The 24,267-nt window shown below is 59.9% G+C and carries 23 protein-coding genes; 14 read left to right on the plus strand and 9 right to left on the minus strand.

What is annotated here, in order from left to right:
• Positions 1–10 precede the first annotated feature (10 nt).
• The 5 genes from msrA (at position 11) to IB244_RS17520 (ending at position 3,992) form a co-directional block, all read left to right on the plus strand.
• On the plus strand, positions 11–751 hold the full coding sequence (gene msrA, locus IB244_RS17500) for a peptide-methionine (S)-S-oxide reductase MsrA (RefSeq protein ID WP_192304912.1): 741 nt from the start codon (positions 11–13) through the stop codon (positions 749–751).
• 217 nt (positions 752–968) lie between these two features.
• Complete coding sequence (locus IB244_RS17505) at positions 969–1,178, plus strand: hypothetical protein (protein WP_018857307.1); 210 nt, start codon at positions 969–971, stop codon at positions 1,176–1,178.
• An 11-nt stretch (positions 1,179–1,189) separates the two neighbouring features.
• The gene (gene maiA / locus IB244_RS17510) at positions 1,190–1,822 is read left to right on the plus strand and encodes a maleylacetoacetate isomerase (RefSeq protein WP_192304914.1); all 633 of its coding nucleotides are present in this window, start codon (positions 1,190–1,192) and stop codon (positions 1,820–1,822) included.
• A 364-nt stretch (positions 1,823–2,186) separates the two neighbouring features.
• Positions 2,187–3,239, plus strand: coding sequence for an alpha/beta fold hydrolase (locus IB244_RS17515; RefSeq protein ID WP_018857309.1), 1,053 nt, complete (start codon positions 2,187–2,189; stop codon positions 3,237–3,239).
• Positions 3,240–3,575: 336 nt separating this feature from the next.
• Complete coding sequence (locus IB244_RS17520) at positions 3,576–3,992, plus strand: organic hydroperoxide resistance protein (RefSeq protein ID WP_018117208.1); 417 nt, start codon at positions 3,576–3,578, stop codon at positions 3,990–3,992.
• A gap of 107 nt (positions 3,993–4,099) precedes the next feature.
• On the opposite strand, the gene IB244_RS17525 is transcribed toward IB244_RS17520, so the two are convergent.
• Positions 4,100–5,434 (minus strand): sensor histidine kinase, encoded by a 1,335-nt coding sequence (locus IB244_RS17525; RefSeq protein WP_169682251.1) that lies wholly within the window; start codon positions 5,432–5,434, stop codon positions 4,100–4,102.
• Positions 5,434–6,171, minus strand: coding sequence for a response regulator (locus IB244_RS17530; RefSeq protein WP_018117210.1), 738 nt, complete (start codon positions 6,169–6,171; stop codon positions 5,434–5,436). The genes IB244_RS17525 and IB244_RS17530 overlap by 1 nt, the downstream gene beginning before the upstream one ends.
• Positions 6,172–6,645: 474 nt before the next feature.
• Here IB244_RS17530 and IB244_RS17535 point away from each other — a divergent pair, with 474 nt between their 5' ends.
• The 3 genes from IB244_RS17535 (at position 6,646) to IB244_RS17545 (ending at position 9,891) form a co-directional block, all read left to right on the plus strand.
• Positions 6,646–6,909 carry a hypothetical protein gene (locus IB244_RS17535; RefSeq protein WP_409564072.1) on the plus strand — a complete coding sequence of 88 codons (264 nt, stop codon included), beginning with the start codon at positions 6,646–6,648 and terminating at the stop codon, positions 6,907–6,909.
• A 354-nt stretch (positions 6,910–7,263) separates the two neighbouring features.
• On the plus strand, positions 7,264–8,232 hold the full coding sequence (locus IB244_RS17540; protein WP_192241566.1) for a DMT family transporter: 969 nt from the start codon (positions 7,264–7,266) through the stop codon (positions 8,230–8,232).
• A 324-nt stretch (positions 8,233–8,556) separates the two neighbouring features.
• The gene (locus IB244_RS17545; RefSeq protein WP_018857312.1) at positions 8,557–9,891 is read left to right on the plus strand and encodes a solute carrier family 23 protein; all 1,335 of its coding nucleotides are present in this window, start codon (positions 8,557–8,559) and stop codon (positions 9,889–9,891) included.
• A 193-nt stretch (positions 9,892–10,084) separates the two neighbouring features.
• Here the strand turns inward: IB244_RS17545 and IB244_RS17550 are convergent, their stop codons facing one another.
• The 3 genes from IB244_RS17550 to IB244_RS17560 all read right to left on the minus strand — a co-directional run bounded on the left by IB244_RS17550 (position 10,085) and on the right by IB244_RS17560 (position 13,724).
• A complete protein-coding gene (locus IB244_RS17550) occupies positions 10,085–10,876 on the minus strand; it encodes an SDR family NAD(P)-dependent oxidoreductase (protein WP_018857314.1) in 792 nt (263 codons plus the stop codon).
• A 332-nt stretch (positions 10,877–11,208) separates the two neighbouring features.
• Entirely contained in the window at positions 11,209–12,714 is a 1,506-nt protein-coding gene (locus IB244_RS17555; RefSeq protein ID WP_018857315.1) for an acetyl-CoA hydrolase/transferase family protein, read from the minus strand.
• 104 nt (positions 12,715–12,818) lie between these two features.
• Complete coding sequence (locus IB244_RS17560) at positions 12,819–13,724, minus strand: universal stress protein (RefSeq protein WP_018857316.1); 906 nt, start codon at positions 13,722–13,724, stop codon at positions 12,819–12,821.
• Between the two features lie 242 nt (positions 13,725–13,966).
• Here IB244_RS17560 and IB244_RS17565 point away from each other — a divergent pair, with 242 nt between their 5' ends.
• Positions 13,967–14,995: a CorA family divalent cation transporter gene (locus IB244_RS17565; protein WP_025660036.1), complete on the plus strand. Its 1,029-nt coding sequence runs from the start codon at positions 13,967–13,969 to the stop codon at positions 14,993–14,995.
• A gap of 52 nt (positions 14,996–15,047) precedes the next feature.
• Here IB244_RS17565 and IB244_RS17570 read toward each other — a convergent pair whose 3' ends face one another.
• Complete coding sequence (locus tag IB244_RS17570) at positions 15,048–15,674, minus strand: hypothetical protein (RefSeq protein WP_018857318.1); 627 nt, start codon at positions 15,672–15,674, stop codon at positions 15,048–15,050.
• Between the two features lie 284 nt (positions 15,675–15,958).
• Here IB244_RS17570 and IB244_RS17575 point away from each other — a divergent pair, with 284 nt between their 5' ends.
• Positions 15,959–16,453, plus strand: a complete 495-nt coding sequence (locus tag IB244_RS17575; RefSeq protein ID WP_018117220.1) for an RrF2 family transcriptional regulator — start codon at positions 15,959–15,961, stop codon at positions 16,451–16,453.
• Positions 16,454–16,618: 165 nt separating this feature from the next.
• Here IB244_RS17575 and IB244_RS17580 read toward each other — a convergent pair whose 3' ends face one another.
• Both IB244_RS17580 and IB244_RS17585 read right to left on the minus strand, forming a co-directional pair.
• Entirely contained in the window at positions 16,619–17,659 is a 1,041-nt protein-coding gene (locus tag IB244_RS17580) for a porin (protein WP_018857319.1), read from the minus strand.
• Between the two features lie 361 nt (positions 17,660–18,020).
• Positions 18,021–19,118, minus strand: coding sequence for an NAD/NADP transhydrogenase subunit alpha (locus tag IB244_RS17585; protein ID WP_192304916.1), 1,098 nt, complete (start codon positions 19,116–19,118; stop codon positions 18,021–18,023).
• Positions 19,119–19,393: 275 nt separating this feature from the next.
• Between IB244_RS17585 and IB244_RS17590 the strand changes: the two genes are divergently transcribed.
• From IB244_RS17590 to IB244_RS17600, 3 genes are all read left to right on the plus strand, one after another.
• Entirely contained in the window at positions 19,394–21,445 is a 2,052-nt protein-coding gene (locus IB244_RS17590; RefSeq protein WP_192304918.1) for an NAD(+) synthase, read from the plus strand.
• A gap of 73 nt (positions 21,446–21,518) precedes the next feature.
• Entirely contained in the window at positions 21,519–21,728 is a 210-nt protein-coding gene (locus IB244_RS17595; RefSeq protein WP_018117224.1) for a hypothetical protein, read from the plus strand.
• A 52-nt stretch (positions 21,729–21,780) separates the two neighbouring features.
• Positions 21,781–22,038 carry a hypothetical protein gene (locus IB244_RS17600; RefSeq protein WP_246734434.1) on the plus strand — a complete coding sequence of 86 codons (258 nt, stop codon included), beginning with the start codon at positions 21,781–21,783 and terminating at the stop codon, positions 22,036–22,038.
• 9 nt (positions 22,039–22,047) lie between these two features.
• On the opposite strand, the gene IB244_RS17605 is transcribed toward IB244_RS17600, so the two are convergent.
• Positions 22,048–22,950 (minus strand): LysR family transcriptional regulator, encoded by a 903-nt coding sequence (locus tag IB244_RS17605; RefSeq protein WP_025660030.1) that lies wholly within the window; start codon positions 22,948–22,950, stop codon positions 22,048–22,050.
• 136 nt (positions 22,951–23,086) lie between these two features.
• On the opposite strand from IB244_RS17605, the gene IB244_RS17610 reads away from it, so the two are divergent.
• A complete protein-coding gene (locus IB244_RS17610; protein WP_192304922.1) occupies positions 23,087–24,253 on the plus strand; it encodes an HlyD family secretion protein in 1,167 nt (388 codons plus the stop codon).
• Positions 24,254–24,267 lie beyond the last annotated feature (14 nt).

The following is a 24,267-nucleotide window of genomic DNA, read 5'->3' on the forward strand; positions in this document are numbered from 1 at the left end:
GGGCAGAACAATGAAAAATCGACGGAAAGACCCTTCGGCCTCATTCCGCGCCATTGCACGCCTCGGCCTTGTGGCGCTGGCGGTGATCGGTGGCGGCGGCGTGGCGCTGAGTTTGAATGGCGGTTCGAAGCCCGAGGAAGCCAAGCACGCTCCTCCGGCTCTGCATGACGTGGCAGCGACGCCCGGAAAGCAATCGCTGGTGCTTGCCGGCGGTTGCTTCTGGGGCGTCCAAGGTGCGTTTCAGCACGTTGCCGGCGTCGTGAGTGCCACGGCGGGGTACGCCGGCGGAAGTGCCTCGACCGCGACCTACGAGATGACCGAGACAGGGCAGACCGGTCATGCTGAAGCCGTGGAGATCGTCTACAATCCGAAGCAAGTCACCTACGGCCAGTTGCTGCAGATCTTCTTCTCTGTGGTTCACGATCCGACACAGGTGGATCAGCAAGGGCCTGACGTCGGCAAGCAATATAGGTCGGCGATCTTTCCGCTGAACGACGAGCAGGCCAAGGTCGCCTCCGACTACATCGCGCGACTCGGCAAGGAAGGCGCGTTCGGTCGCCCGATTGCGACGTCGATCGAAGTTGGGAAAACGTTCTATCGCGCCGAGGCCTATCATCAGGACTACGTCTACAACAATCCCAGCCAGCCCTATGTCTACATCTACGAGCAGCCGAAGATCGAAGCTCTGAAGCGGCTTTTCCCGGAGCAGTATCGCGAGCGACCAGTGCTCGTCGCGGACCAGTCACGCTGACGCTAGCCGCGCGACGCGGCGCGTGGCCAGGAATGGTCAATACAGATCGGCTCGGGTTCCGCCCGATCCCGAGTCTTACACAGAGGTACAGTTCTCAGCACATTCGAACACATTCACGATACGCGCTGCCGTCACGCTGAATTCAACCCGCTGACGAGCAATCTGAGTTTTTCGGCCGCTGGCCCGAACAGACCGAGCAATCGAGGAGAAAGAAAAAATGCGCATTCTGGTCATCACTTATGCCGTGCTTGCGTTGGCAGCCGTGCCATGCGCCTGGGATAGCGCTCCGGGCGAGCCGCCCCCGATCGCGGCACTGTTCTCGCTGTTGTCGCCGGCGGCGGATGCCGGCTCGCAGGAGCCCGCGCAGATTGCAAAGGCTTCCTTCGTGACGTCTGATAACCTATTGCTCCAACACGCGAACTATTGAGGAAATCAACAATGAAACTCTTCCAGGACAAGATCTCGTCGGCTGCGTCCCGTGTCAGGATCGCACTTGCGCTGAAGGGTCTGGACGTCGAGCGCGAGGCGATCGGAATTCTTGGGCCGGATGCACTCAACCGGAAGCCGGAGTATCTGCAACTCAATCCGCAGGGGCTCGTTCCGGCTTTGCTGACGGATGAAGGCGTATTGCTGACGCAGTCTCTCGCCATCATCGAATATCTCGACGAGCGTTTCCCCGAACCTCCACTCCTGCCCGGCAAGCTTGAAGATCGCGCCTTTGCGCGGACCGTCGCCCTGGCGATCGCCGCGGATATCCATCCGCTTCTTCCGCCCCGGGTGGCCGCGCACCTGGGAACGATCGGCGTCAAGGCCGAGGACATCGCGGAATGGAGCCGCCACTGGATCCGTGTCGGCCTGACGGCAGTGGAAGAATTGCTCGCGCGGCGGCAGACAGGTCAGTATGTAGCCGGCGATGCGCCGTCGATGGCCGACATCTGCCTCTTCCCACAGGCGATCAATGCGGAGCGGACTGGGCTTCCGCTCGACCAGTGGCCCCGAATTGCAGCGGTTGTCGCCAGGCTTCGAGAGATCCCCGCCTTTGCCGACAATGGTCCGGCGCCCCGAAGCTGAGATCCTTGCTGTTCAACCAGTACCGCTGCCGGATTCTTAGCCTTGATGGCTCGCAGTGCGGCCGAATGCCGCGCCGCTTGATTGTCGCCACATCGGGTCGTCCGCACAGGGAATCTAGGATATTCAACCGCTGGGTGCTTCAGCCCTCGAGGTCGGGTCACGCGTTGGCCCGGCCTTGCTGATTTTCGCGCGCGTGAGTTGTTGTAGGTTGTGCTGGGAGCGGACAAAAGCAGTGCAATGTATACCAATGTATCTCTCAACAAACGTATCTACATTGGGTTTCAATTCCAGCCAGCGGACACACAAACGATACACATCGATCATGCTTAATATCGGTGTCTTTAACAAAGTCTGGAGAGTAGCGATGGCAGAGGAAGTCAATCAACAACGGCGGCGGTTCATGGGCGTGGCGGCACTGACCGTCGCAGCCGCACAATTAGGGGGCATCGGGACGAGCCTTGCCCAGGCGGCGACGCCGGCTGCTGCCCGCATTCCTGCCATCGCGCCAGGCACCAACACGTCGTTCGGCACAATCAAGCAGATCGATGCAGGCATGCTTAACGTCGGCTACGCCGAACTTGGAGCGAGCGACGCGCCTCCGGTCATTCTCCTGCATGGCTGGCCCTATGACATCCACACCTATGTCGACGTCGCGCCACTGCTGGCCGCCGCCGGCTATCGCGTCATCGTGCCTTATCTGCGTGGCTACGGCACTACGCGTTTCCTCTCCGACAAGACGATGCGCAACGGTCAGCAGGCTGCGATTGCTGCCGATATCGTGGCGTTCATGGATGTCCTGAAGATCGAGAAGGCGCTGATCGCCGGTTGCGACTGGGGCGCTCGGACGGCCGACATCATCGCGGCGCTTTGGCCGCAGCGCTGCAAGGCCCTGGTTTCCGTCAGCGGTTACCTCATTGGCAGCCAGGAAGCCAACAAGGCGCCGCTACCGCCGAAGGCGGAGCTAGCCTGGTGGTATCAGTTCTACTTCGCGACCGAACGCGGTCGCAAAGGCTATGAGCAATACCGGAGCGAGTTTGCCAAGCTCATCTGGCAACTCGCGTCCCCCAAGTGGAATTTCGACGACGCGACCTTCAACCGCAGCGCCGCCGCCTTTGAAAATCCCGATCACGTCGACATCACCATTCACAACTACCGCTGGCGTATCAGTGCGGCCAAGGGCGAGCGGAAGTATGACAAGTTCGAAGCACAGCTTGCCAAGTTCCCGTTTATCGGCGTGCCGACAATTACGTTAGAAGGTGACGCCAATGGTGCGCCTCATCCGCAGCCGGAGGCCTATGCCAAGAAGTTCTCGGGCAAGTATGAGCATCGGCTGATCACCGGCGGCATTGGTCACAATCTGCCGCAAGAAGCGCCTCAAGCCTTTGCACAGGCCGTGGTCGACGTCGACCGGTTCTGATCGCTCTACCGGTGGATAGCCGCGGCTTTTCCGGTTTGGCCTTTGGAATTCTGAACCTGGCGGAGAGCGTTTTCGGCGTTCACGCCGGGTTTTTTCATGGGTACGCGTGTGAAGCGATCTCATCAGTCGCAATCTGCGTCCGGCAATTGGTTGAGATATCGGCCTTTCGCCTGTGGTTCGTATCGCAGTGTATCGGCCCCACGTCTGTGGGGGAGTTGGTTACATTTCAGCGTGACGGCGAAACATTCCAGACACGTGCGGAGCGCCATCTGTGTTCGACCGCAAGCGAGGCAATCGGGCCTCGGCGGCGTCCATTTCGTCGAAAGGAAGAACAGTATGAGTGAGAACCAGAAAGTCATCTACACTGGTAAGACACACACGACCGGCGGCCGCGATGGAGCATCGCACAGCTCCGACGGTCGCCTTGACGTCAAGCTGTCCTCGCCGGGCAGCACGGGGCAGGGGACGAACCCCGAGCAGCTTTTTGCCGCCGGCTGGTCGGCCTGCTTCATTGGCGCAATGGGCTTTGCCGCCGGCAGCCTGAAGGTCGCGCTTCCGGCCAACCTTGCGGTTGATACCGAGGTGGACCTTTGCAGCAGCACCGGCGGCTACTCTCTTCAGGCACGCCTCAACGTCAGCCTGCCGGGCATTGATCAGGAAACTGCGCGGGCCATTGTCGACGCGGCACACCAGACCTGCCCGTATTCCAAGGCAACACGCGGCAATATCAACGTCACCATAAACCTCGTCTGACGAGATAAGAAAAACGGTCCTCCCCGTCAGATCGGGTGTGTGATGTTGAGGAGCGGCAGCCGTCACGGCTGCCGCTCTTTTTATTGGAGAGTGTGCCCGGCGGCGGGTTAAGCCGCGGTTTTGTTGATGGCGATTTCCGCCACGAGGCCACCGCCGTCGCGGTTGCGCAGCGTCAGCGACCCACCGATTGCCGCGGCCAGCTGCACGGCAATAGCAAGGCCAAGTCCGGTTCCGCCGGTGTCGCGATTTCGCGACTGTTCCAGCCGGAAGAAAGGCTTGAGGACGGCTTCCAACTGATCATCCGGAATGCCGGGGCCGTGATCGAGCACGCTGATCACGATGCCCTCATCGGAGCGGCGTTTCACCTCGATCTCGGCGCTGCCGCCGAACTTCAGTGCATTGTCGATGAGGTTGGTCAAAACGCGCCTCAAGGCATGCGGCCGCGTCATGATCGCGCCGCCGCTCATCTCCTTGATAGCAACGGCCTTGCCGGTGTCCTGGTAGTCGTAGACAAGGCTCTCGATGAACGAGGACAGGTCGATGCGCGAAGGTTTTTCGACATTGCCGTGGGCGCTACGAGCATAGGCGACGCCTTCCTTGACGAGACGTTCGATCTCGCCGAGATCCTGCATCAACTTGTCCCGATCGCCGAAATCCTCGGCCATTTCTGCCCGGAGCTTCATGCGCGTGATCGGCGTCTGCAGATCATGCGATATGGCTGCAAGTATCTGGACGCGCTCCTCTAGATATTGAGCGATGCGCTCGCGCATTGCGTTGAAGGCGGTTGCGGCATAGGCGACTTCGCTTGGTCCCGTCTCACTCAGGCGAAGGGCCTTCACGTTCGGATCAAGTGTGTCAGCCGCTTTTGCGAGATTGACGAGAGGACGAATGGCCTGACGCACGGCAAACCAGCTGCAGAGGACCAACAAAGCCAGTTGCGCGGCGAGTACATAGGGCAGCCAGTCGGCGAGGGGCATAATGCCCGCGGGATTGACGTCTATCGTCAGGGGCGTTCCATCGCTGAGGGCGAGATGCGCCTGAAGGCGGAAATTCGGACCGGGGATGGTTTCGACCGTGATCGGAAATTTCGGCCCGATCGCCGCCCGTACCTTGGCGGCAAATTCGGTGCCGCGTGCATCGAGCGCCGGTTTTCCTGGCAGGCCCGGCCCCAGAACAAAGCTGTAGCTTCCCCGGTCAAGGCGATCGAGCCAGTCGGCGCGCTCGTCTGGCGGGAGGCGATCGAGGATGGCGATCGAGGTCGAAACATCGTTTTCGAGGGTGTTGAACATCACCGATCTGGCGGCCGTGTAGCGCTCGAAAAACAGCACGGTGAACGACATGGCATGGGCGACCGCCAGGCCCGCAAGCAGAATAAGAAATAGCCGCGCTCCGAGGGTGCGCGGCCACAGACGAAATCCATTCAGAAGGGCGTGCGTCGCCATCAGCGGGCCTCGGTGATCTCGATCGGCATGGAGAAGACATAGCCTTCGCTGCGGACGGTCTTGATGTAGGTCGGTTCGCGGGCATCGTCGCCAAGCCGCTGGCGGACACGGCTGACCAGAAGGTCGATCGAGCGGTCGAAAAGCTCGGCGTCGCGGCCCTGTGTCAGGTTGAGAAGCTGATCGCGGTTCAGCACCCGTTGGGGGTGGTCGATAAAGACGCGCAGAAGGCGATATTCGGCGCCGCTGAGTGCGATGACCGTTCCGTCGGAATCGACAAGATGGCGTGCTGTCGTATCGAGCTTCCACTTGCCGAAGCTCAGCAGTTGGCCGGCTTCCGACACCTGCAGATTGGGCGGCAGCATGCGGGTACGCCGGAGCACGGCCTTGATGCGCGCCAACAATTCGCGTGCCGAAAATGGTTTGGCCAGGTAGTCGTCTGCGCCCATCTCGAGACCGATGATGCGATCCATCTCGTCGGTGCGCGCTGTCAGCATGACGATCGGAACGGCCTTGTGTCGTCCGGCCCGCAACTCGCGGCTCAGAACGAGGCCATCGTCGCCGGGCATCATGACATCGAGGATGATGAGATCGACCGAGTTCGCGTCGAGGAATGCGCGCATTTGCCGGCCGTCGGCGACGGCGGTGACACGCAGGCCGTTTTTCTTCAGGTAGCTCGACACGAGCTCCCTGATTTCGCGATCGTCATCGACGATCAGGATGTGGTCGATGTGCTCCATCGCGCGATCTCCATTATTGCACTGCTAGCGACGCCCCTGATGTATCCGCCGTATGTTTACGGCCTGCGGGCTTGCATGTCTCTGTATCCAACGGATCTTTGGATACATTGCGATACAATGTCCACACCTTGAATTCCTCCGATAAGTCATGGAAATCGTTTTGTTCATTCCGATGGCATTGGGCCGGCAGCTGTCCGGTGACAAGCTGCTCGCGGCGCGCCGTTCGCATTGAGATGGCGGTCACGCCAGGGCGAACATTTCCGCGGTTCTGGGTGCGAGGGGCGCATTGCGCCTATGCAGCAGCAGACCAAACAATCTGGATCGCTCAGGCCTTAGGCAGCCTCAAGCGTCCGATCGCTTTCTGCGACAAACACATCGAGAAATAAGGTACACCATTGATCGGCGGTGACTACATGTGCGAGAATCTGACTATAACCTGGGGGCCTGAGGATGATCCAAATAGTAGCGGCGGCGATGATGGCAGTTCTTGTTGCGGGTTGCGCGGTCACGTCGGTTTCCTATTCGGGGGAAGGATATGCGCCTATTCCCGGCAGCATAACCTATGGCGGCCAGCCTCGAACGAAGCTGACGAAGGCGCCGATCGGCTCTTCGTTCCCCCATACGTTCACGGATCAGACGGGGCGTGAGGTCGAGGAGATCTATGTCATCCAGCCCGATCGAACTCTGCTTATAGTCCAGCGACACTATCGGCCGTTCTTGGCCTGGAGCAGAAGGTAAGGCAGGGCTGAGAGCCCATGCCCCGATCGACCCTCGGGAAAACTTTGAGGTTCGTTTGGCGAATCCGGCTGGCTGCAGAAGATCAATCACGTCCGGATCGCGCCAGATAAGTCAATTTGCCCTTCGTCCTGGAATGCGTCGGCACCTCGGCACCCGCGACCTAAGGTACATTCCGGTACAAATCGACGCTCAACAAACACACGCCGTATACATTCGGCCGCTCTAATCCGACGCGATGTTGGGCAAGTCCAACGCGCGCGCAAACGCTCGGTTGCTCAACGCCGATTTTGGAAGATCGTCGACAGGGCAGCAGCCAAGGATGTACCGGTGTTTGGAAGACCAGAGGGCAGGACGATGGAAAAAGGCTTCTACATAGGCGTACTTGCCGCACTCTTCGCGGCTTTTGCCTTTTCGCTCAACTTCGTTGTGCCCTTCATAATTGGTGGCTATTCGACCTTTGATTTTGCCCTTGTCCGCCATGTAGCCTCCGCATTGGTCGGCTTGTGCGTTCTGTTTTCGAATAAGGGGGCGGTACAATATCTCACGCTCCGAAACGTGCTTTCCACGATCTGGCTCTCCTTCATTGGCTATGTCGGTTACTTCCTGACGGTAACGGGAGCTGCCATTTTTGCGGGGCCAGTAATTGCTCCCGCCTTTCTTGGTCTGGTTCCAATCGCTCTGATGGTCATCGGCAATCAACGGCAGGCATCATTGCCATGGCGGTTTCTGCTGATGCCCCTCATGTTGGTCCTGGTCGGTCTAATGTTGGTCAATGGTACGGTATTCACGGCCGAAGGATTGGATTCTGTCCGTTCATTCTGGATCGGCGTTCCATTGGCGCTTGCAGCGGTCGCGTTGTGGGTCTGGTTCGCGATTTCCAACCAGGCCGCACTGGCCGCCCGGCCTGACATGCCATCTGGTGTGTGGTCCGCTCTTATTCTCGTCGGTGGAGGCGTCTTGATGCTTGCCTTCTACCCGGCCGGAGCTGCAATGGGTCTCTTCCAGCTTCCCAAGCTCGGCTTCGGCTGGCATTCCGCCGGCTCGCTCTATGTTTGGGGCGTATCGTTCGCACTACTGGCAACGGTATGCGGCGTGTGGGCCTGGAACATTGCCTCAAGAAACTTGCCTGTCGCACTGGCCGCGCAATTGATCGTTTCGGAAACCGCGTTTGGTGTCATCGGCGGGCTGGCAGTCCATGTGCGATGGCCGAGCGCTGTAGAAACCGCAGGAGTCGCCATTCTTATTGCTGGGGTAGTCCTGTCAGTCCGGATCTTCTACGAAACACAGTTTCGACCGGGCAATCCGGTGCTGGCATCGGAATGAGTGCTCTGCCGCCAGGTGGTCGACGCTCGCCCAAAAGACAGCTTCGGCCGGGATGCACCGCAAGCGGTCATTCGGCCGACAGGTATTGTCCGACAGCTTATTCCTCGCCTGAATCATTCAGCGGGTCGATGTTGTGGGAAAGTGTTCCGACCCCATGACAGCGGCGGCCGATATCAGTATCGAAGCATCGGGTAAGCCGGTACAAGAAGTCTAAGCCTAGCGACGGTTGAGTATTCGGATGACCGATAACTCTATTTAGCGCCTCCGACCCATCTCAAAATTCTTCAAGGTCGCTTGGCGAAATCGAACGGAACGGGGCGAGCGATGCGCGACACAAATGGCTATTTTCCGCGTTGGCGGCTGAAGACGGAGGGGCGCATTCTGCCCGACGAGCGGCTGCCCACAGGGCAGACGATGGTGCTGGGCCTCCAGCATGTCGTGGCAATGTTTGGCTCAACGGTGCTTGCTCCGATAATCATGGGTTTCGACCCCAACGTCTCGATTCTGTTTTCCGGCCTTTCGACGTTGATTTTCTTTGTCGCCGTAGGCGGGCGCGTGCCGAGCTATCTCGGCTCGTCCTTCGCCTTCATCGGTCCCGTTCTTGCTGCAACGGGGGCGGTCGCCGGGGCACCCAACCCGAACATCGCGCTGGCGCTCGGTGGCATCATCGCCGCGGGGGCGATTTATGCGCTGATCGGCGTCGCGGTCGCGCTCGCCGGTCATCGCTGGATTGAACGGCTAATGCCACCAGTCCTCACCGGCGCAATCGTCGCCGCAATCGGGCTTGTGCTCGCGCCGATCGCCATATCCAGCGCCTCGGGCATTGGCCCTGCCAACCCTGAGGGCGACCAGCTCTCGCGCTGGGTCGCAATTCTGACGTTCGCCGCCGTCGGCCTGGTCGCGGTCTACGCGCCGGGCATTGCCCGCCGCCTGCCGATTCTTCTCGGCGGCGCGCTCGCCTATCTCGCCTATTTCTTTGTCGCGAACGGTTTGGGCCACGGCGCGCCGATCAATTTTTCCGGCGTCGCGGCGGCCCCTTGGTTCGGTTGGCCTCACTTCACGGCGCCGGTCTTTTCCGGCTCCGCGATCACGCTGATCGCCCCAGTCGTCGTTATCCTCATTGCCGAAAATCTTGGGCACATCAAAGCAATCGGGGCAATGACGGGGCGCAATCTCGACCCCTATCTCGGCCGCGCCTTCATCGGCGACGGTATCGCGACCATGGTTTCGGGTGCCTTCGGCGGTACCGGCATGACGACCTATGCCGAAAACATGGGGGTGATGGCGGTAACGCGCATCTTCTCCACGCTCGTCTTCCTCGTTGCGGCCGCGGTCGCCATCCTGCTCGGGTTCTCGCCGAAATTCGGCGCCCTTATCCAGACGATCCCCGGACCTGTTATCGGCGGGCTTTCGATCGTCGTTTTCGGTCTCATCGCGGCGACTGCAGGCCGCATATGGGTCGAGAACAAGGTCGACTTCGCCGAGCCGCGCAACCTCATCACGGTTGGCGTCGCGCTTGTGCTGGGTGCGGGCAACTTCAAGCTCGCGGTCGGGGGATTTACGCTTGACGGAATTGGTACCGCGACGATCGGAGCGATTATCCTCTACCACGCACTCGGATGGGCGAACCTGCCCAAGGGGTCAGACCAGAACGCTTAGCGCCCGTCGCCATCGCGCGGGACGAGTTCCCGCGCCTTTGCGTCCTGCTCTGCGCTCTGCCGGCTGCCACGAGGCAGCCATCGGAGGCGCGGCACGCAGAGATCAAGGACCATGGAGTTGCGGTTCACCGGCGTGAGAGCTGCTCTTCCCGAGTAGTGGCTCCAGGCCGGTCGAACCCGGCAAAAGTCTGTTGTCAGAGAGTGTCGATGACCCCACCGTCCACGCGAACGGACGCGCCCGTGGTCGCGGAAGCGAACGGCGACGCAAGATAGGTCACCAAGTTGGCGACTTCCTCGACGGTGGCGGCACGTTGAATGATCGAGCTGCTGCGATGCTGCTTGACGAAGGCGGCAGCGACCTCCTCCAGCGGCAGTCCGGTTCTAGCTTGCTCTTCGGCAAGCATCGTTTCTACGCCTTCGGAAAGCGTGGGCCCAGGGAGGACAGAGTTCACTGTGATGCCCGTGCCGGCCATGCGCTTGGCGAGACCACGGGCAACCGCGATGTCGGCGGTCTTGCTGACGCCATAGTGGATCATCTCGACCGGAATGTTGAAACCGGATTCGGAGGCCAGGAATATCACGCGGCCCCAGTTTAACTTCTGCATGCCTGGGAGATAGGCGCGGGAGAGCCTGACGGTGGACATGACGTTGACCTGCCAGTGTCGATCCCAGACCTCGTCCTCAGCGTCGAAAAAGTCGATTGGCTGGAAGATGCCCGCGTTGTTAATCAGGATGTCTACCTGAGGAATTTGGGCGACAAGCGCTGCACACCCCTCGGCGGTTGAGAGGTCGGCGGCAGCAGACTTGACTTTGCCACCGGGACCTTCGCTCTTGAGCCGTGCGGCGGCCTTTGCGGTTTTGTCTTCGGACCGGCCGTTGACAACGACATCCGCTCCAGCCCTTGAAAGCTGGCGGGCAATTGCGTAGCCGATGCCTTCCGTTGATCCTGTGACCAGCGCCCTCTTACCAGTAAGATCAATTTGCATTTTCCGCTCCCGTCGAGGTTGGATGACGAAACGTATAGTCAGTTCTGCAGTCTCGCAACGGTCTGACCGCCGAGGATCCGGCGATCTTTCACACAACATCGTCAGTCAGCACGAATGCGGCAACCTCCGGACCGAGGAGAAATCAGACCTTACGGCGTCGATCGCTTCATAAAGGGCGGCCGGCGAATTCTCTCCTGCCAACACCCGATTCAACGGCAACACCCATCGCGGAACGGAACGCGTCCGCTTGGGGCGATCATTGGCAACTGACGGCTTTGCGCAGACAGCGGCCACCAGCGTACAACAATGGCTTGGATGGCAACCTGGCTCCGTCACAACATCGAGCCGGTATCGATAAAGCGCTGGTGCCACGACAAGGCTTCCTTCGGCAAGGTTGGGGTTTGTAAACCGTAAGAGCCGGCAAGCGCGCGCTCGAAATAGTCAAGAAGAGCGGGCCGGTAGGTGGGATGGGAACAGTTGTCGATGATCGTCCGCGCGCGTTGCTTCGGCGAAAGCCCGCGCAGATCCGCAAGGCCCTGTTCCGTCACCAGCACCTGGACGTCCTGGTTGATGTGATCGACACGACTTGCCTGCGGCACAATCGCAGAAATCTTGCTGCCCTTGGCAGTCGATGGAGTCATGAAAATGGAGATATAGGCATTGCGCGCAAAATCCCCGGAGCCGCCGATACCGTTCTGGATGCGCGAGCCCATGATGTGGGTCGAGTTAACATTGCCGTAGATATCAGCCTCGATCAGGCCATTCATCGCAAGACAGCCAAGACGGCGGATCAGTTCGGGATGATTGCTGATCTCCTGCGGCCGCAGCACCATCCTGTCACGATAGGTTGGCATGTTCTCGTTAAGACGACGTGCCGCCTCCGGGCTGAGTGAGAAGGCGGTCGCGGAAGCCATCCTGAGCTTACCGGCATCGAGCAGGTCGAGCATGCCGTCCTGGATGACCTCGGTAAATGCCGTCATGTTCTCGAAAGGGCTGTCGATCAAGCCAGTCAGCACGGCATTGGCGATATTGCCGACGCCGGACTGGATTGGCAGAAGCGAAGCCTGCAAACGCCCCTTGGCAACTTCGTGACCGAAGAATTCCAGCAGGTGGCCGGCAATGGCCTTGGCGGCGTCGTCCGGCGGCGTAAAGGGCAAGTTGCGATCCGGCGCATCGGTCTCGACAATAGCGACGATCTTGTCGGGATCGCAGCGGAACGCCGTTTCGCCGATCCGGTCATCCGGCCGAACCAACGGTATCGGGACCCGGTGCGGCGGCAGTGCCGTGCCATAATAGATGTCGTGCATGCCTTCGAGCGCCGGACTCTGCCAACGATTGACCTCGAGTATGACCTTCTCTGCGCGGTCGAGCCAGGTCTTGTTGTTGCCGACCGAGGAGGACGGAATAAGCGAGCCATCGGCGCGAATGCCGGAGACTTCGACAATCGCGGTATCAAGGGGGCCGAGAAAGCCCTGCCAGGCCATGGGCGCGACCTGAGAAAGATGCATATCGAAGTATTCCATTTCGCCTCGGTTGATCTTTTCGCGGGCGTATGGATCAGAGTTGTAGGGCAGTCGAAACTCGATGCCGTTCACTCGGGCGAGCGCGCCGTCGAGTTCGGGACCGGTGGAGGCGCCAGTCCAGACACGAAGATGGAAAGGATTGCCCCCCGCATGCTCTGCTTCGATCTTGGCCGCAAGTGCAAGCGGTACTGATTTCGGATAACCCGATCCGGTAAAGCCGCTCATCCCCACCGTCGAGCCGCTGGTTATCAGCGATGCCGCGTCCTCGGCCGTCATGATCCGTGAACGCAAATTTTCATTGAATATTCGGGACATATTCGCCTCCTAGCTGTCTGCGTGAACAGGCGGTTTGACCCGCACGAAGCGTTCCGCGCCTTGTCGCGCGCGGCGTCGATCAAGCGCCGGTCTAGTCGGCTCCATCAATGGCTCATAAGTAGAGGAATAGTGGCATGGGACAGCAGGCGATAGGTGACGCGGCCGAGAAGCAGCTCGAGCAGATAACCGTGCTTGAACGCACCGATCAGAATGCAGGTGGCGTTCGTCGACGTGCCAAAGTCGAGGATGGTGTTGCCGACCGAGCGGCCCGATGACGAGGTAACGACAATCTCGGCATCCAGCCCCAGCTGATGGCAGATTTCCCTGGCCGACTTCTCGTAGTGCCTGTTCGGTTTGTCATCGACGCAGAGCACCGTGATGCGGTTGGCGGCGGCAAGCCAGGGCCTTGCGGCGACCATTGTCCGTCGTGCGTGGTCATGCGGCTTCCAGCCAACGAGGACGTGGTCCAGCAGGTGCCCCCGATAGCCACTGGCTGGGGGGACCAGCACCAGCTTGCCTTCATGAAAGAGGACATCGTGAAAGGCATCACGAGCGTCGAGATTGCCTCTGTAGGGCGTTACGACAAGCGATGCATTCCGGCAGACAGTGCTGACGCAGCGGCGCAGATCGCCCTGGCAATCGCCGAGCATCAGGTCTTGCCGGTGAGGCGCATGCAATTTCCACTCCTCGAACAGCTGCCTGACGTGTTCGTACCGCTCGTGCGTCGAACCTTCCTCCAGGTCGCGCATCATTTGCAGTTCGATTTCCTCGGCGGATACGAGCATCGACAGTGGATCGGCACCGATGTGCACGGCGGCAATGTTGTCCTGCACGGCATCGGCCGCGTCGTCGGCCAGATCGAGGCAGGTTTGTGCCGAGGCTGGATCGGGCAGCAGCACGACAATATCGGCATGGCTGGTGAGATCACGAACGTTGCGTGGAGCCGCACCATCGTGAGATGCGCTGAAGCCTTGTGACCAGTTGCGGTCGTCGGTGGTTGTCGTGATCAATCTGGCCCTCCTTCATGGATCGGCCCGCACGGTTGCACTGGAATAATACGCTAATCTGACCGGCGTTGAAATCGCCTTGGCAGAGGAAGGCGACCTATTTTAAGCACCGAAGCCGGTGGCTGCCGAATCCCGGTGCCGATTCCGCCGGTCTTGCGCCTTTATCGCGACCTGCTAGAATCTCCGGTGCCAAGCTTTTGTGTCGGCTGCATTTTTTGGTTCCCTCTAGCTATATGCGGGGCGCGATGGAGACGGCAGTTACCTCTAAGCTGACCTATGGCGCGGAGCCGGGATTACGCTTCGCCTTGCTCTTGGACGGGTGTGGCGGCTGCACGCAGTTGGACATTGCCCGGGCGCAAATGTGGAAGCCGGAAGATGGGATCATCTGGCTGCACCTCGAGCGCGACCATGCGGCGGCGGCCAATTGGGTCAACCGGGAAAGCGGTCTCGATAGCTTCGTGACCGAAGCTCTTCTCGAAGAGGAAACACGGCCTCGCGTCGAGCCAGTCAACGATGGCCTGCTGATCATCCTTCGCGGCGTCTGTGCGACTGCGCCGGACGAAGCGTCGGAAAAGCAGACCGACATCGATCTCGTGCCGCTCCATATGTGGGTCGATGCGAACAAGGTGATTTCGCTGCGGGACAGCGGTCACTACATTACCGCCCTTCGCGACATTCGCCAGGCGCTCCAGAAAGGCAAGGGCCCGCTACGCACCGGTGACCTGCTGGCGTTGATCGGCGACAAGCTTGTGCGCGACCTGGAGCCAGTGCTCGACTCCATGGACGAGGAGGTGGACGAGCTTGACGAGATGATCTTTCACGGCGAGGCAGGCCAAGTGCGCGAACGCCTCAAGCTGCTGCGTCGGCGTTCTGTCCAGCTTCGCCGCTATCTGGCGCCGCAGCGCGATGCGTTGAACCGCATCGAGCATGATGATGCGCCATGGCTGCTGGAGCGCGACAAGCTGCGGATGCGCGAGGTGATCGACAAGCTGATGCGCTTCATCGAGTACCTCGATGCCATCCGCGACCGTACGGGTATTCTGCACGACGACCTTTCGACGGTGATCAGCGAGCGCATCGCGCGCAATTCCAACCGGCTGGCGGCGCTGGCGGCGTTGCTACTGCCTCCGAGTGTCGTGGCCGGCTTGTTCGGAATGAATGTCGGAGGCATTCCGGGGGTCAACGACACCTGGGCTTTCATCATCATTGTCGTATTCGTGACGATCACATCCGTTGCGACGCTCTGGGTGCTTCGGCGTATCGGCTGGCTTTAGAGCACGGCATCGTCCCAGACTACGAGCCTTGAATGCGCTGTCCTCTATGCGATCAATTCGCTGCGAAGCAGTAGAACAGGCCGTCGCCACCAGTCCCATTGAAGGCTTTGACGGTGCAGCCGCCGCGTGTCGGGTGCGAGGAGTTCCACGACTTCGCTTGGGCGGAGTCATCAAGGCCTGTTCGGTCGCTGTGGCCGACGATCGCGACACCTTCAGCGCCGCCCATCGTCCAGTTGCCGCATGTCTCCGGCGCCGCAGTGCCATCGGCTTTCGAACCGGTGAGCATGTCGTGCCGGTTCGGCGTGTCGCCTCGGCCGTTGATGATTTCGCCCTTCTCATTGAGCGCGGTCTGCTTGGTCAGGTTGTTCTTGTCGCTGTGCAGAGAGGCCACGTCGTCGGCGATCTTTTCGCCTTTGGCGTTATACCAGGGCCCAGAGCCAATGCGGTCCTTTGCATTTTCGGCGTCGGTGGAAAGATAGGCTTTCCAGGTCTTGCCCGTCGAGCCAGCGGCCGTGGCAAGCGTGTTGCAATAGGCGTCCGCACCGGCGAGACCACCGAGATCGCCACCCTTGCCTGGATTTACACTGGTCACGAAGAAACTCATGGCGGTGTCCTGAGCATGGACCCCGACCGCTGAAAAGGCCAAAGCGGCCGCGATATAGGCAAACCTGCGTCTCATGGCGTCTCTCCCCGGTTGAAATTTCTAGCGGAAGGAAGCGTATTGCAGGTAAGTCTCGGCGTAAAATCGAAATCACGTGATGGGACCTCGGGAGGAGTCTGAAGGGTGCGGCCCCCGCGGCCCGGCTTTTGGCTCATTTCGCAGTACACATCGTACGGTGGTCGTACACGCGCCTGTCGAGGTTTCAGTCAAGTTGGCGTGATTTCAACCACGCGTTCTTGACAATGAGTTTTAGCGGTAAATATCTGTGCTCTCCGGCTTCCGACGCAAGGCCTTAGCTCAGCATGATCGACACGCGCTTTTCGACCGCTTTACAGATTGTCATCAGCGTTGCCGTCAATGAAGAGGCCAATCTCCGCACCACGAGCCAATCACTTGCGCAAGGGCTCGATACAAGCGCAAGCTTTGTCCGCAAGCTGTTGCTTCCGCTCAATGAGAACGGAATTCTTGCTACCTCCCAGGGCGGCAAGGGGGGCATTCGTTTGGCACGACCACGTGACCAGATTTTGCTCAGCCAGATCTATGCCGCCGTGACCGGTGACAAGAAGATCTGGGCGACTCGGCACGATATTCCGCATGAGGGACTCGTGGGTGAGAATATCGGCGACCTTTCGGAGTTTCTGTGTGATCGAGCGGAGCAGGCTGTCGTCGACATGCTTGGTTCGGTGACCATCGAGGACAGTGTGGCGGAGCTGCGTCGACTCGAGGCCGAGAAATCTGCCGGACATCAGCACTCGGCGGATGCTAGCCTCGTGCGCGATCGCCACCCCGCCGAATAATTTCATCCTTAAACTGGAAAGGGGCGGCCGGGCAGGGAACCCGTGCCACCCCTCCTAACTGATCGGAGGTCAATCTGATCAGAACTCTTAAAGCGCGGCGCCGCGCTGCCTTTCCCCGTGACTTTAGCAACGGAGAGAGGCGGAAACGCGGCGCCGCTTTTTTAGTTAGAATGCGCGCTGGAGGCGGAAGAAGCCCGTCGTGACGTCGTCAGCCTTGTCCGAGTCGAAGTAATTGACGGTTGCCTTGGCGTAGAGGTTGTCGACGATCTGATAATCAACTGTGACACCGACCTTCCAGGCGTCGTTGTTGTCGTCGAAGTCGCCCGCGACGATGCCGTAGTTGCCGTAGTACTGAGCGGCCGGGGTGATCTTCAGCTTGTCGGTCGCCTTGATGGCGTACTCAGCCGCGACAACCCATTCGGCGGTCTGATAGTAGGAGTTCGGGCCGCTGGAGTAGATCGCTGCGAGGCCGAGGGTGCCCGGGCCGACGGCAACGGTACCCATGGCGCGAACGGCACCTTCTTCGTTATCTGTGTCGTAGCCGGCCGTGATCTGGTAGCTGAAGATGCCAGCCTTGCCGCCGATGCCGACTGCTACGCCGACGTTGTTCGGGTTTTCACCAGCGCTGAAGTAGCCGTCTTCCAGCTCGTCAACGCTGATGCCAGCGTAGAAGTTTTCAGCTTCGTACTGATAACGGATGGAGTTGTGTAGCGTGACCTTGCTGCCGATGTCGTCCGTTTCGCCCGAGAGACCATCGTCCCACCAGCTGTAGAACAGACCGGCGCGGAAGCCAGCGATGTCGATGTAAGCGGAGTCAAGCAAAGATGCCTGCGACTTAGAGTTGTCGGCATTCGTCTGCAGGACGATAACACCGGTGAGCGGGCCGTATTCGGTGTCGCTCTTGGCGGTGAACTGGACCTGACCACGGGTGTAGGCATCCCAGTCGGAGTCATTCGCAACATAGGTACCGTTGCCAGTGGTTGCGCTGGCATTCGGGCCGGCGTTAACCTGGAAACGGATGTAACCGCTGATCTTCAGGCAGGTTTCGGTGCCCGGGATGTAGAAGTAGCCGCTGCCGTAAGCGTCGCAAACGCGGACGTATTCAACTGGTTCCGGCTCAGCAGCAACGATGGCGTCAGCAGCCTGGGCGCTCGTAAAGGCAGCCAGGGCCGCCGCCGAGCTCATAAGGATCATCTTAATGTTCATTCTCAGTCCAATCTTTTGTCGATTGGGCACAGGTCATCACTGCCGAAACCGGCTCTACCTACCCCAAATTGTTTCGTACAAGCCCTTGCGGGAAACGCGGTACGTCCGCAGCGCCAAATTACATTTCCCGTTAAATGTATCAATAATAGATACAGACAAAAATTGGGTTTTGCTGCAAAGCGAAATCGGGGTGTTGCGCAATCGCAACTGTCACTTTCTGCGCAAGAAGAGGTTGCTAATGCAACCTGTAACAGTTTGGTATTCAAAGGGTTTTTTATATGGATGTCATCCGGATAATATTGTTGCATCGCAGCATTTGCATCGCCCTGCGGCTCATCCTTTTGTCAACGCTGGGCCTGAATCACGATGACGCGCGCGTCGTTTTGGCCACTTCTTTCAGCAGCGCGGCAGCGGTGGGATCGGATGGATCGAGCCTAAGAACACCATCCGTGTTGATCAGGTGTTCCAGCAGGTTTCTCACACCCTCACTGAAATGCCGGCTCGCTTCGGCAGCCTCGTGGCTCGCAAGTGTCGTGGAGCCGATGATCCGCACGCCGAAGACGTTGATGACTTCGTCGGCTCGCGTCAGTGCGCAATTTCCGCCGTTTTCTGCGGCAAGGTCGACAATGACCGTTCCTGGACTCAGCCGCGAAAGCATGTCTTCGTCGAGGAGGAGAGGGGCAGTTTGACCGGGTATCACGGCGTTTGTGGTGATCAATTGCATCTTCGAGAGGGGATCCGAAAGCTCTCGGCGAAGCCGTGCCAGTTGTTGCTCCGGCAATGCGCGGGGAAAGGGCATCGGAGCTAGGGTCGTGCCGAGAAATCTGGCCCCGAGCCGTTCGATCTTGTCCTGCGAATCCTTGGCAAGGCCAAAGCCATGAGTCAGTGCGCCGAGGCGACGGGCGGTCGCCAATGCCTGCAGGCTTGCAGCATCGCCGCCCAAGGCAGCCATTCTCACCGGCCGCACGAAGCTGCCGTCCACCATCAACATTGGGTGCGAAATGCCGAACTGCCTGGCGGCCTCAAGGGCGGCGGCGTGGCCGGTGATTGCCGCTTGTCTCGATGAGATGTCGGCGCCCTTGACCCCCTGCACACAGGAGAGGCGGGCGATGTCGAGGTGGAGCGGTCGCGCTCCGCTGGGAAGACGGGTGGCCAGGGGTGCGTGCGAACCAAGGAAAACGAGGGTCGCGGTCGCTGGAAATACCCGCGTGGTTGCCGGCTGCCGCACGCTCACGAATATGTCCGAGGAGGGCACCATATCAGCGAACTCGGCCGGTTCGCCGCCGGCGACGACATAGGCCTCATCAACGTGGCCCGCGCCGACACCGCAACCGCGCTCGAAACGAACCGACACACGCTTGGAAAGCCGCCGCACGTCCTCCGGCGTCAACGCAACGCGACGCTCACCGGGATGTGTTTCCCGAAGCAGCCCGGCGCGGACGCGGATAAAGTTGGACATTGATCGCTCTGGAAGAGGGTAAATCGAAGTGTGCGCGCGAGCGATATAGGCTGTCTCTTCCATAGTTTTATGACAGTTTGGTAATTTTATTCTGGGCAGTGATGTTGATTTTCACATTGTCACAACTGTCGATAAGTCATTCATTTTAAACGATACTATTTACCGCTTGCATGAGCGATGTCGAATAAGATTGCCGGGTGGGCGAGATCAGGTTTTGCCCGGAGGCATTTGGATGTAATGGTCAGTCATAAGGCGCGTGACTGCTGGAGGCATTGGTGAATTTCTATTCGGTTTACGATCAAGGTTTTGTCCGTGTCGCGGCCTGCACCCCGAATTGCGAGATCGGCGATCCCGATTTCAACGCGCAGGCAACGTTGGAACTGGCGCGGCAGGGACACGCCGAAGGTGTTGGCCTCATGGTGTTCCCCGAACTCGGGATTTCCAGCTACGCGATCGACGACCTTTTGGGGCAGGATGCGCTTCTCAGGGGTGTGGATGCTGCAATCAGCGATATCGTCCGGGCAAGTCGCGACCTGACGCCGGTACTTCTTGTCGGCGCGCCGCTGCAGAGTGGCGGTCGGCTCTATAACTGCGCGGTCGCCATTCACGCTGGTCGTATTCTCGGCGTCGTTCCGAAGATGCATCTCCCGAACTATCGCGAATTCTACGAGAAGCGCTGGTTCGCGTCGGGACGAGACGTACGAGGCGAGAGCATTCGTGCCGCCGGCGAGGTGGTGCCATTCGGCACGGATCTCGTCTTCGCCGCCGAGGACATGGATGATTTCATCTTCCATATCGAGATCTGCGAAGACCTCTGGGCTCCGGCGCCGCCGAGCGATTTCGGCGCGTTGGCCGGCGCATTGATTCTCGCAAATCTCTCGGCCAGCAACATAACGGTCGGAAAGGCTGAGACCCGCAAGCTTTTGTGCTCGGCACAATCGGCGCGCAGCTTGTCGGCTTATGTCTATTCAGCAGCCGGCCCCGGCGAATCGACGACGGACCTCGCTTGGGACGGCCAGGCCTGCATCTATGAGCTCGGCAGCCTGCTTGCCGAAACCGACCGCTTCCCAATTTCGTCGCAGATGTGCGTTGCGGACATCGATGTCGAGAGACTGCGGCTGGAGCGGCTGCGAACGGGCACGTTCAATGATGCGGCGACGCTCACTCTTACCGCCGGTCGCGAATTCCGGCGAGTAGGGTTCCAGTTCAAGAAGCCGAAGGGCGACATTGGCCTCAAACGCCATGTTGCGCGCTTCCCCTTCGTGCCGGCTGACGAAAGCCGCCTCGATCTGGATTGCTATGAGACGTTCAACATCCAGGTGCAGGGACTGATGAAGCGGCTGCGCTCGACCGGCATCAAGCGGCTTTGCATTGGCATTTCGGGTGGGCTCGATTCCACCCATGCGCTACTCGTCGCGGCGCGTGCCTTCGACCAGCTCGGCTGGCCGCGCTCGGATATTCTTTGCTTCACCATGCCGGGATTTGCGACGGGCGACGCCACCAAGTCGAACGCCTGGGCCTTGATGCGCAGCATGGGCGTCACGGCGGAGGAGGTCGATATCAGGCCGTTGGCGCTACAGTTGCTAAAGGATCTGAAGCATCCCTTCGCAGGCGGCGAGTCGGTCTACGATACAACCTTCGAAAACGTCCAGGCCGGCCTGCGCACGGACTTCCTGTTCCGCGCGGCAAACCAGCGAAACGCGCTGGTGCTGGGAACCGGAGACCTGTCGGAAATCGGCCTCGGCTGGTCGACCTACGGCGTTGGCGACCAGATGAGCCACTACAACGTCAACGCATCGGTGCCCAAGACCTTGATCCAGCACCTGATCCGCTGGGTGATCCGCTCAGGGGATTTCAACGAGGAAGCCAATGCGACATTGGAAAGCGTTCTTGGCACGCTGATTTCGCCGGAACTGGTGCCTGCCGATGAAAATGGCGTCATGCAGAGCACGGAGGACAAGATCGGCCCATACGATCTGCACGACTTCGCACTCTACTACACGACTCGTTTCGGGCTTCGCCCGTCGAAAATCGCCTTCCTTGCCTACAATGCCTGGCGGGACGCCGAGGTCGGCGTCTGGCCGCCGCATTTCCCCGCCGACAAGCGCCGCAGTTTCGATCTGCCTGTCATCAAGCACTGGATGGAGGTCTTCCTCTTTCGGTTCTTCACGATCAGCCAGTTCAAGCGGTCGGCATCGCCGAACGGCCCGAAGGTGACGTCGGGTGGTTCCCTGTCTCCCCGCGGAGATTGGCGCGCGCCGTCGGACGGCAACGCCCGGATATGGCTCAAGGAATTGAAAGCGAACGTTCCGGATGTAAAGGCGTAGGCAGAGATGCCTTGCAAAAGCCATGCATCGCGCCAGATGTGGCCCAGGAGCACTCTGAGGTAGCGGTAAGAACGTGACAGATGAAGCTTGTCCATCCGAGGATCTTCCCCGTTACGAAATCCGTCAGGAGCCGCGTGGCAGGTGGACGATCGTCGATACCTTGACGTCCTTGCCGGCGGCAACGGACGGAAGGGATTTCGTCGGCCTTAGCAAGAGGGACGCGGAGGACATCGCCCGCGAACTGAACCTCGCCGCTGCCGAAGGACGGGATCCTCTGATCTGATCTCTTGGAACTTGGCGAACGCCGCCGGCGTTTCGTTGCCAGAGGTGCAATGATGACCGCCAATGACAACAGGCCGGACAATCATTCCAGCGATCGGCAAACTGCTTACGAAGCGCAGGAAACGGCGCTGTCCCGAGAAGGGCGCAGCCTGTCCGCCTGGGCGTTGCTGGGCGCTGTCGCCTTCGTGATTGCCGCGGTCCTCTTGGCGTTCAGCGTTTGGACGGGCGGCGGCAGCAGCCCTGCACCGAGAGCACCGGCAGGGGCAAGCAGCCCCAGCACCGCACCGCCGCCGACGCAGAACACGAACTGACCAAGGCCCTCACGTCATCCATTTCCGGTGCTCCGCGAAGCGCTCCGCGAGGAGGTCGATGAACAGGCGAACTTTCGTCGGCAAGTGGTTGCGGTTCGGATAGATGGCATTGATGCTGAACTCGACGGCGCGATAGTCGCGCATGACCCGGACAAATCGTCCGGAGGCGATGTCATCAAACACAACGAAACTTGGTGCCAGGAATATGCCCTGGCCCGTCGTCGTGAGGTGCCGCAGGGTCTCGGCACTGTTGGATACGACGTTGCCGCCAATCTTCACACTCATCTGGGCGCCATCTGCATCTTCGAAGCGCCATTCGTCTCCGTAGGGGTAATACGTATATTGGAGGCAGTTGTGATTTGCCAAATCCGCCGGGACCTGTGGCGCCGGATGGTTCTCAAGGTAGTTCGGCGAGCAGACCAGGATATGGCGCCATGGCGTCAACTTCCTGACAACAAGGCTCGAATCCGGTGGCGGCACGGTGCGGATCACGAGGTCGTAACCTTCCTCGACCATATCGATCATCCTCTCCCCAACACTCAGGTCGAGCGCGATCGAGGGATATAGCTCAAGATACTCGCTGACGACGGGCAGCAGGAAGCGGACGATGGCCGCGCTGGTATAGACCTTGAGCGTGCCGCGCGGTGTCGAGCTCATTGCACCGGCCGTGCTGTCGGCTTCCTCGAGATCGGCAAGTATCTGAGCCGAGCGTTCGTAGTAGTACTTGCCGGTTTCCGTGAGGCTGACCTTGCGCGTGGTGCGGTTGAGCAACCTGACGCCCAGCCTGTCCTCGAGGGACTGCACGTGGTTGCCGACCATCGTCACCGACATGTTGAGACGGCGCGCGGCCGCTGAAAAGCCGCCGCACTCCACCACGCGACCAAAGACTGTGAGGCTCGTCAGCCGATCCATTGCACCCCCTAGATTATCCGCTCTGAGTTGATGATCCTTCCCGATTTAAGCAGATTATCAGATCGCGTGTAACGACGCATTGTCTGTCTCATCGAATTTAGCCTCGCCTGACGAGGCAAACCACTGGAGAAGGACAATGGTCGAATTACCCCGCAAGGAAGCCTTCGAGGCGGCTGGCGAGCCCGAGGTTGCAAGGGTCACCGAAGCCCCGGCTGCACCGGCAGCGGACGTTGCCTCTGCCGTCGAAGCCAAAGGCAAGAAGGGTCGCAAGCTCGTTAAGCGGGCGATCTTGGCTGCCGCGTTTCTTGCCGGTGCCCCCTTTGTGGCGGACTACGGCCATCACTATTGGACGGTTGGCCGTTTCATCGAATCCACTGATGATGCCTATGTGAAGGCCGACTATACGACCGTTGCACCGAAGGTCTCGGGCTATGTCGCCGCAGTCCTTGTCGGTGATAACGATGCAGTCGAGGCTGGGCAGGTGCTCGCCAAGATCGACGATCGCGACCATCAGGCCGCATTGTCCCAGGTCAAGGCCGACGTCAAGGCCGCAACTGCAGCCATCACAAATCTCGATGCGCAGATCGAACTGCAGCAGTCGATCATCGGCCAAGCCAGGGCGACGATCGATGCATCACTGGCGACGCTGGATTTTGCTCGCTCCGATGCGGCCCGTTCGCAACGGCTGATCACCAATGGTGTCGGTACGCAGTCGCGGGCGGAACAGAGCCAATCACTTCGCGATCAGGCGCAGGCGGCACTTGAACGGGATCGGGCGGCGCTGGTCGCCGCGGAAAAGAAGGTGCCCGTTCTTCAGACACAGCGCGAGCAGGCTGTCGCGCAGCGTGAGCGCGCCGCCGCCGCCCAGCATCAGGCTGAACTTAACCTTTCCTATACACAGATCATCGCTCCGGTCGACGGCACCGTCGGCGCCCGCACCATTCGAGTCGGACAGTTCGTAACCTCGGGGACGCAGTTGATGGCGGTCGTGCCGCTGCATTCCGTCTATGTCGTCGCCAACTTCAAGGAAACACAGCTCACTCATGTACGCGCCGGGCAGCCTGTCGAGGTCAAGGTGGACAGTTTCCCCGACGTGGAAATCAAGGGCCATGTCGACAGTATTTCACCAGCGAGCGGGCTGGAGTTCTCACTGCTACCCCCTGACAATGCGACCGGCAACTTCACCAAGATCGTCCAGCGCATCCCGGTAAAGATCGTCATCGACGACGAGAAAGTGAGCGGTTTGCTTCGCGCCGGAATGTCCGTCGAGCCTGAGATCGATACCAAAGCGGCCGTCAGGTAGGTGGTACCGGGAAG

This window comes from Rhizobium sp. RHZ02 (genome assembly GCF_014851575.1).
GTDB lineage: Bacteria > Pseudomonadota > Alphaproteobacteria > Rhizobiales > Rhizobiaceae > Rhizobium > Rhizobium altiplani.

Excerpts from the sequence above, each read along its gene's own strand:
- msrA (WP_192304912.1), top strand. The coding sequence starts at position 11 with ATGAAAAATCGACGGAAAGACCCTTCGGCCTCATTCCGCGCCATTGCA.
- IB244_RS17505 (WP_018857307.1), top strand. The coding sequence starts at position 969 with ATGCGCATTCTGGTCATCACTTATGCCGTGCTTGCGTTGGCAGCCGTG.
- maiA (WP_192304914.1), top strand. The coding sequence starts at position 1,190 with ATGAAACTCTTCCAGGACAAGATCTCGTCGGCTGCGTCCCGTGTCAGG.
- IB244_RS17515 (WP_018857309.1), top strand. The coding sequence starts at position 2,187 with ATGGCAGAGGAAGTCAATCAACAACGGCGGCGGTTCATGGGCGTGGCG.
- IB244_RS17520 (WP_018117208.1), top strand. The coding sequence starts at position 3,576 with ATGAGTGAGAACCAGAAAGTCATCTACACTGGTAAGACACACACGACC.
- IB244_RS17525 (WP_169682251.1), bottom strand. The coding sequence starts at position 5,434 with ATGGCGACGCACGCCCTTCTGAATGGATTTCGTCTGTGGCCGCGCACC.
- IB244_RS17530 (WP_018117210.1), bottom strand. The coding sequence starts at position 6,171 with ATGGAGCACATCGACCACATCCTGATCGTCGATGACGATCGCGAAATC.
- IB244_RS17535 (WP_409564072.1), top strand. The coding sequence starts at position 6,646 with ATGATGGCAGTTCTTGTTGCGGGTTGCGCGGTCACGTCGGTTTCCTAT.
- IB244_RS17540 (WP_192241566.1), top strand. The coding sequence starts at position 7,264 with ATGGAAAAAGGCTTCTACATAGGCGTACTTGCCGCACTCTTCGCGGCT.
- IB244_RS17545 (WP_018857312.1), top strand. The coding sequence starts at position 8,557 with ATGCGCGACACAAATGGCTATTTTCCGCGTTGGCGGCTGAAGACGGAG.
- IB244_RS17550 (WP_018857314.1), bottom strand. The coding sequence starts at position 10,876 with ATGCAAATTGATCTTACTGGTAAGAGGGCGCTGGTCACAGGATCAACG.
- IB244_RS17555 (WP_018857315.1), bottom strand. The coding sequence starts at position 12,714 with ATGTCCCGAATATTCAATGAAAATTTGCGTTCACGGATCATGACGGCC.
- IB244_RS17565 (WP_025660036.1), top strand. The coding sequence starts at position 13,967 with ATGGAGACGGCAGTTACCTCTAAGCTGACCTATGGCGCGGAGCCGGGA.
- IB244_RS17570 (WP_018857318.1), bottom strand. The coding sequence starts at position 15,674 with ATGAGACGCAGGTTTGCCTATATCGCGGCCGCTTTGGCCTTTTCAGCG.
- IB244_RS17575 (WP_018117220.1), top strand. The coding sequence starts at position 15,959 with ATGATCGACACGCGCTTTTCGACCGCTTTACAGATTGTCATCAGCGTT.
- IB244_RS17580 (WP_018857319.1), bottom strand. The coding sequence starts at position 17,659 with ATGAACATTAAGATGATCCTTATGAGCTCGGCGGCGGCCCTGGCTGCC.
- IB244_RS17585 (WP_192304916.1), bottom strand. The coding sequence starts at position 19,118 with ATGTCCAACTTTATCCGCGTCCGCGCCGGGCTGCTTCGGGAAACACAT.
- IB244_RS17600 (WP_246734434.1), top strand. The coding sequence starts at position 21,781 with ATGACCGCCAATGACAACAGGCCGGACAATCATTCCAGCGATCGGCAA.
- IB244_RS17605 (WP_025660030.1), bottom strand. The coding sequence starts at position 22,950 with ATGGATCGGCTGACGAGCCTCACAGTCTTTGGTCGCGTGGTGGAGTGC.
- IB244_RS17610 (WP_192304922.1), top strand. The coding sequence starts at position 23,087 with ATGGTCGAATTACCCCGCAAGGAAGCCTTCGAGGCGGCTGGCGAGCCC.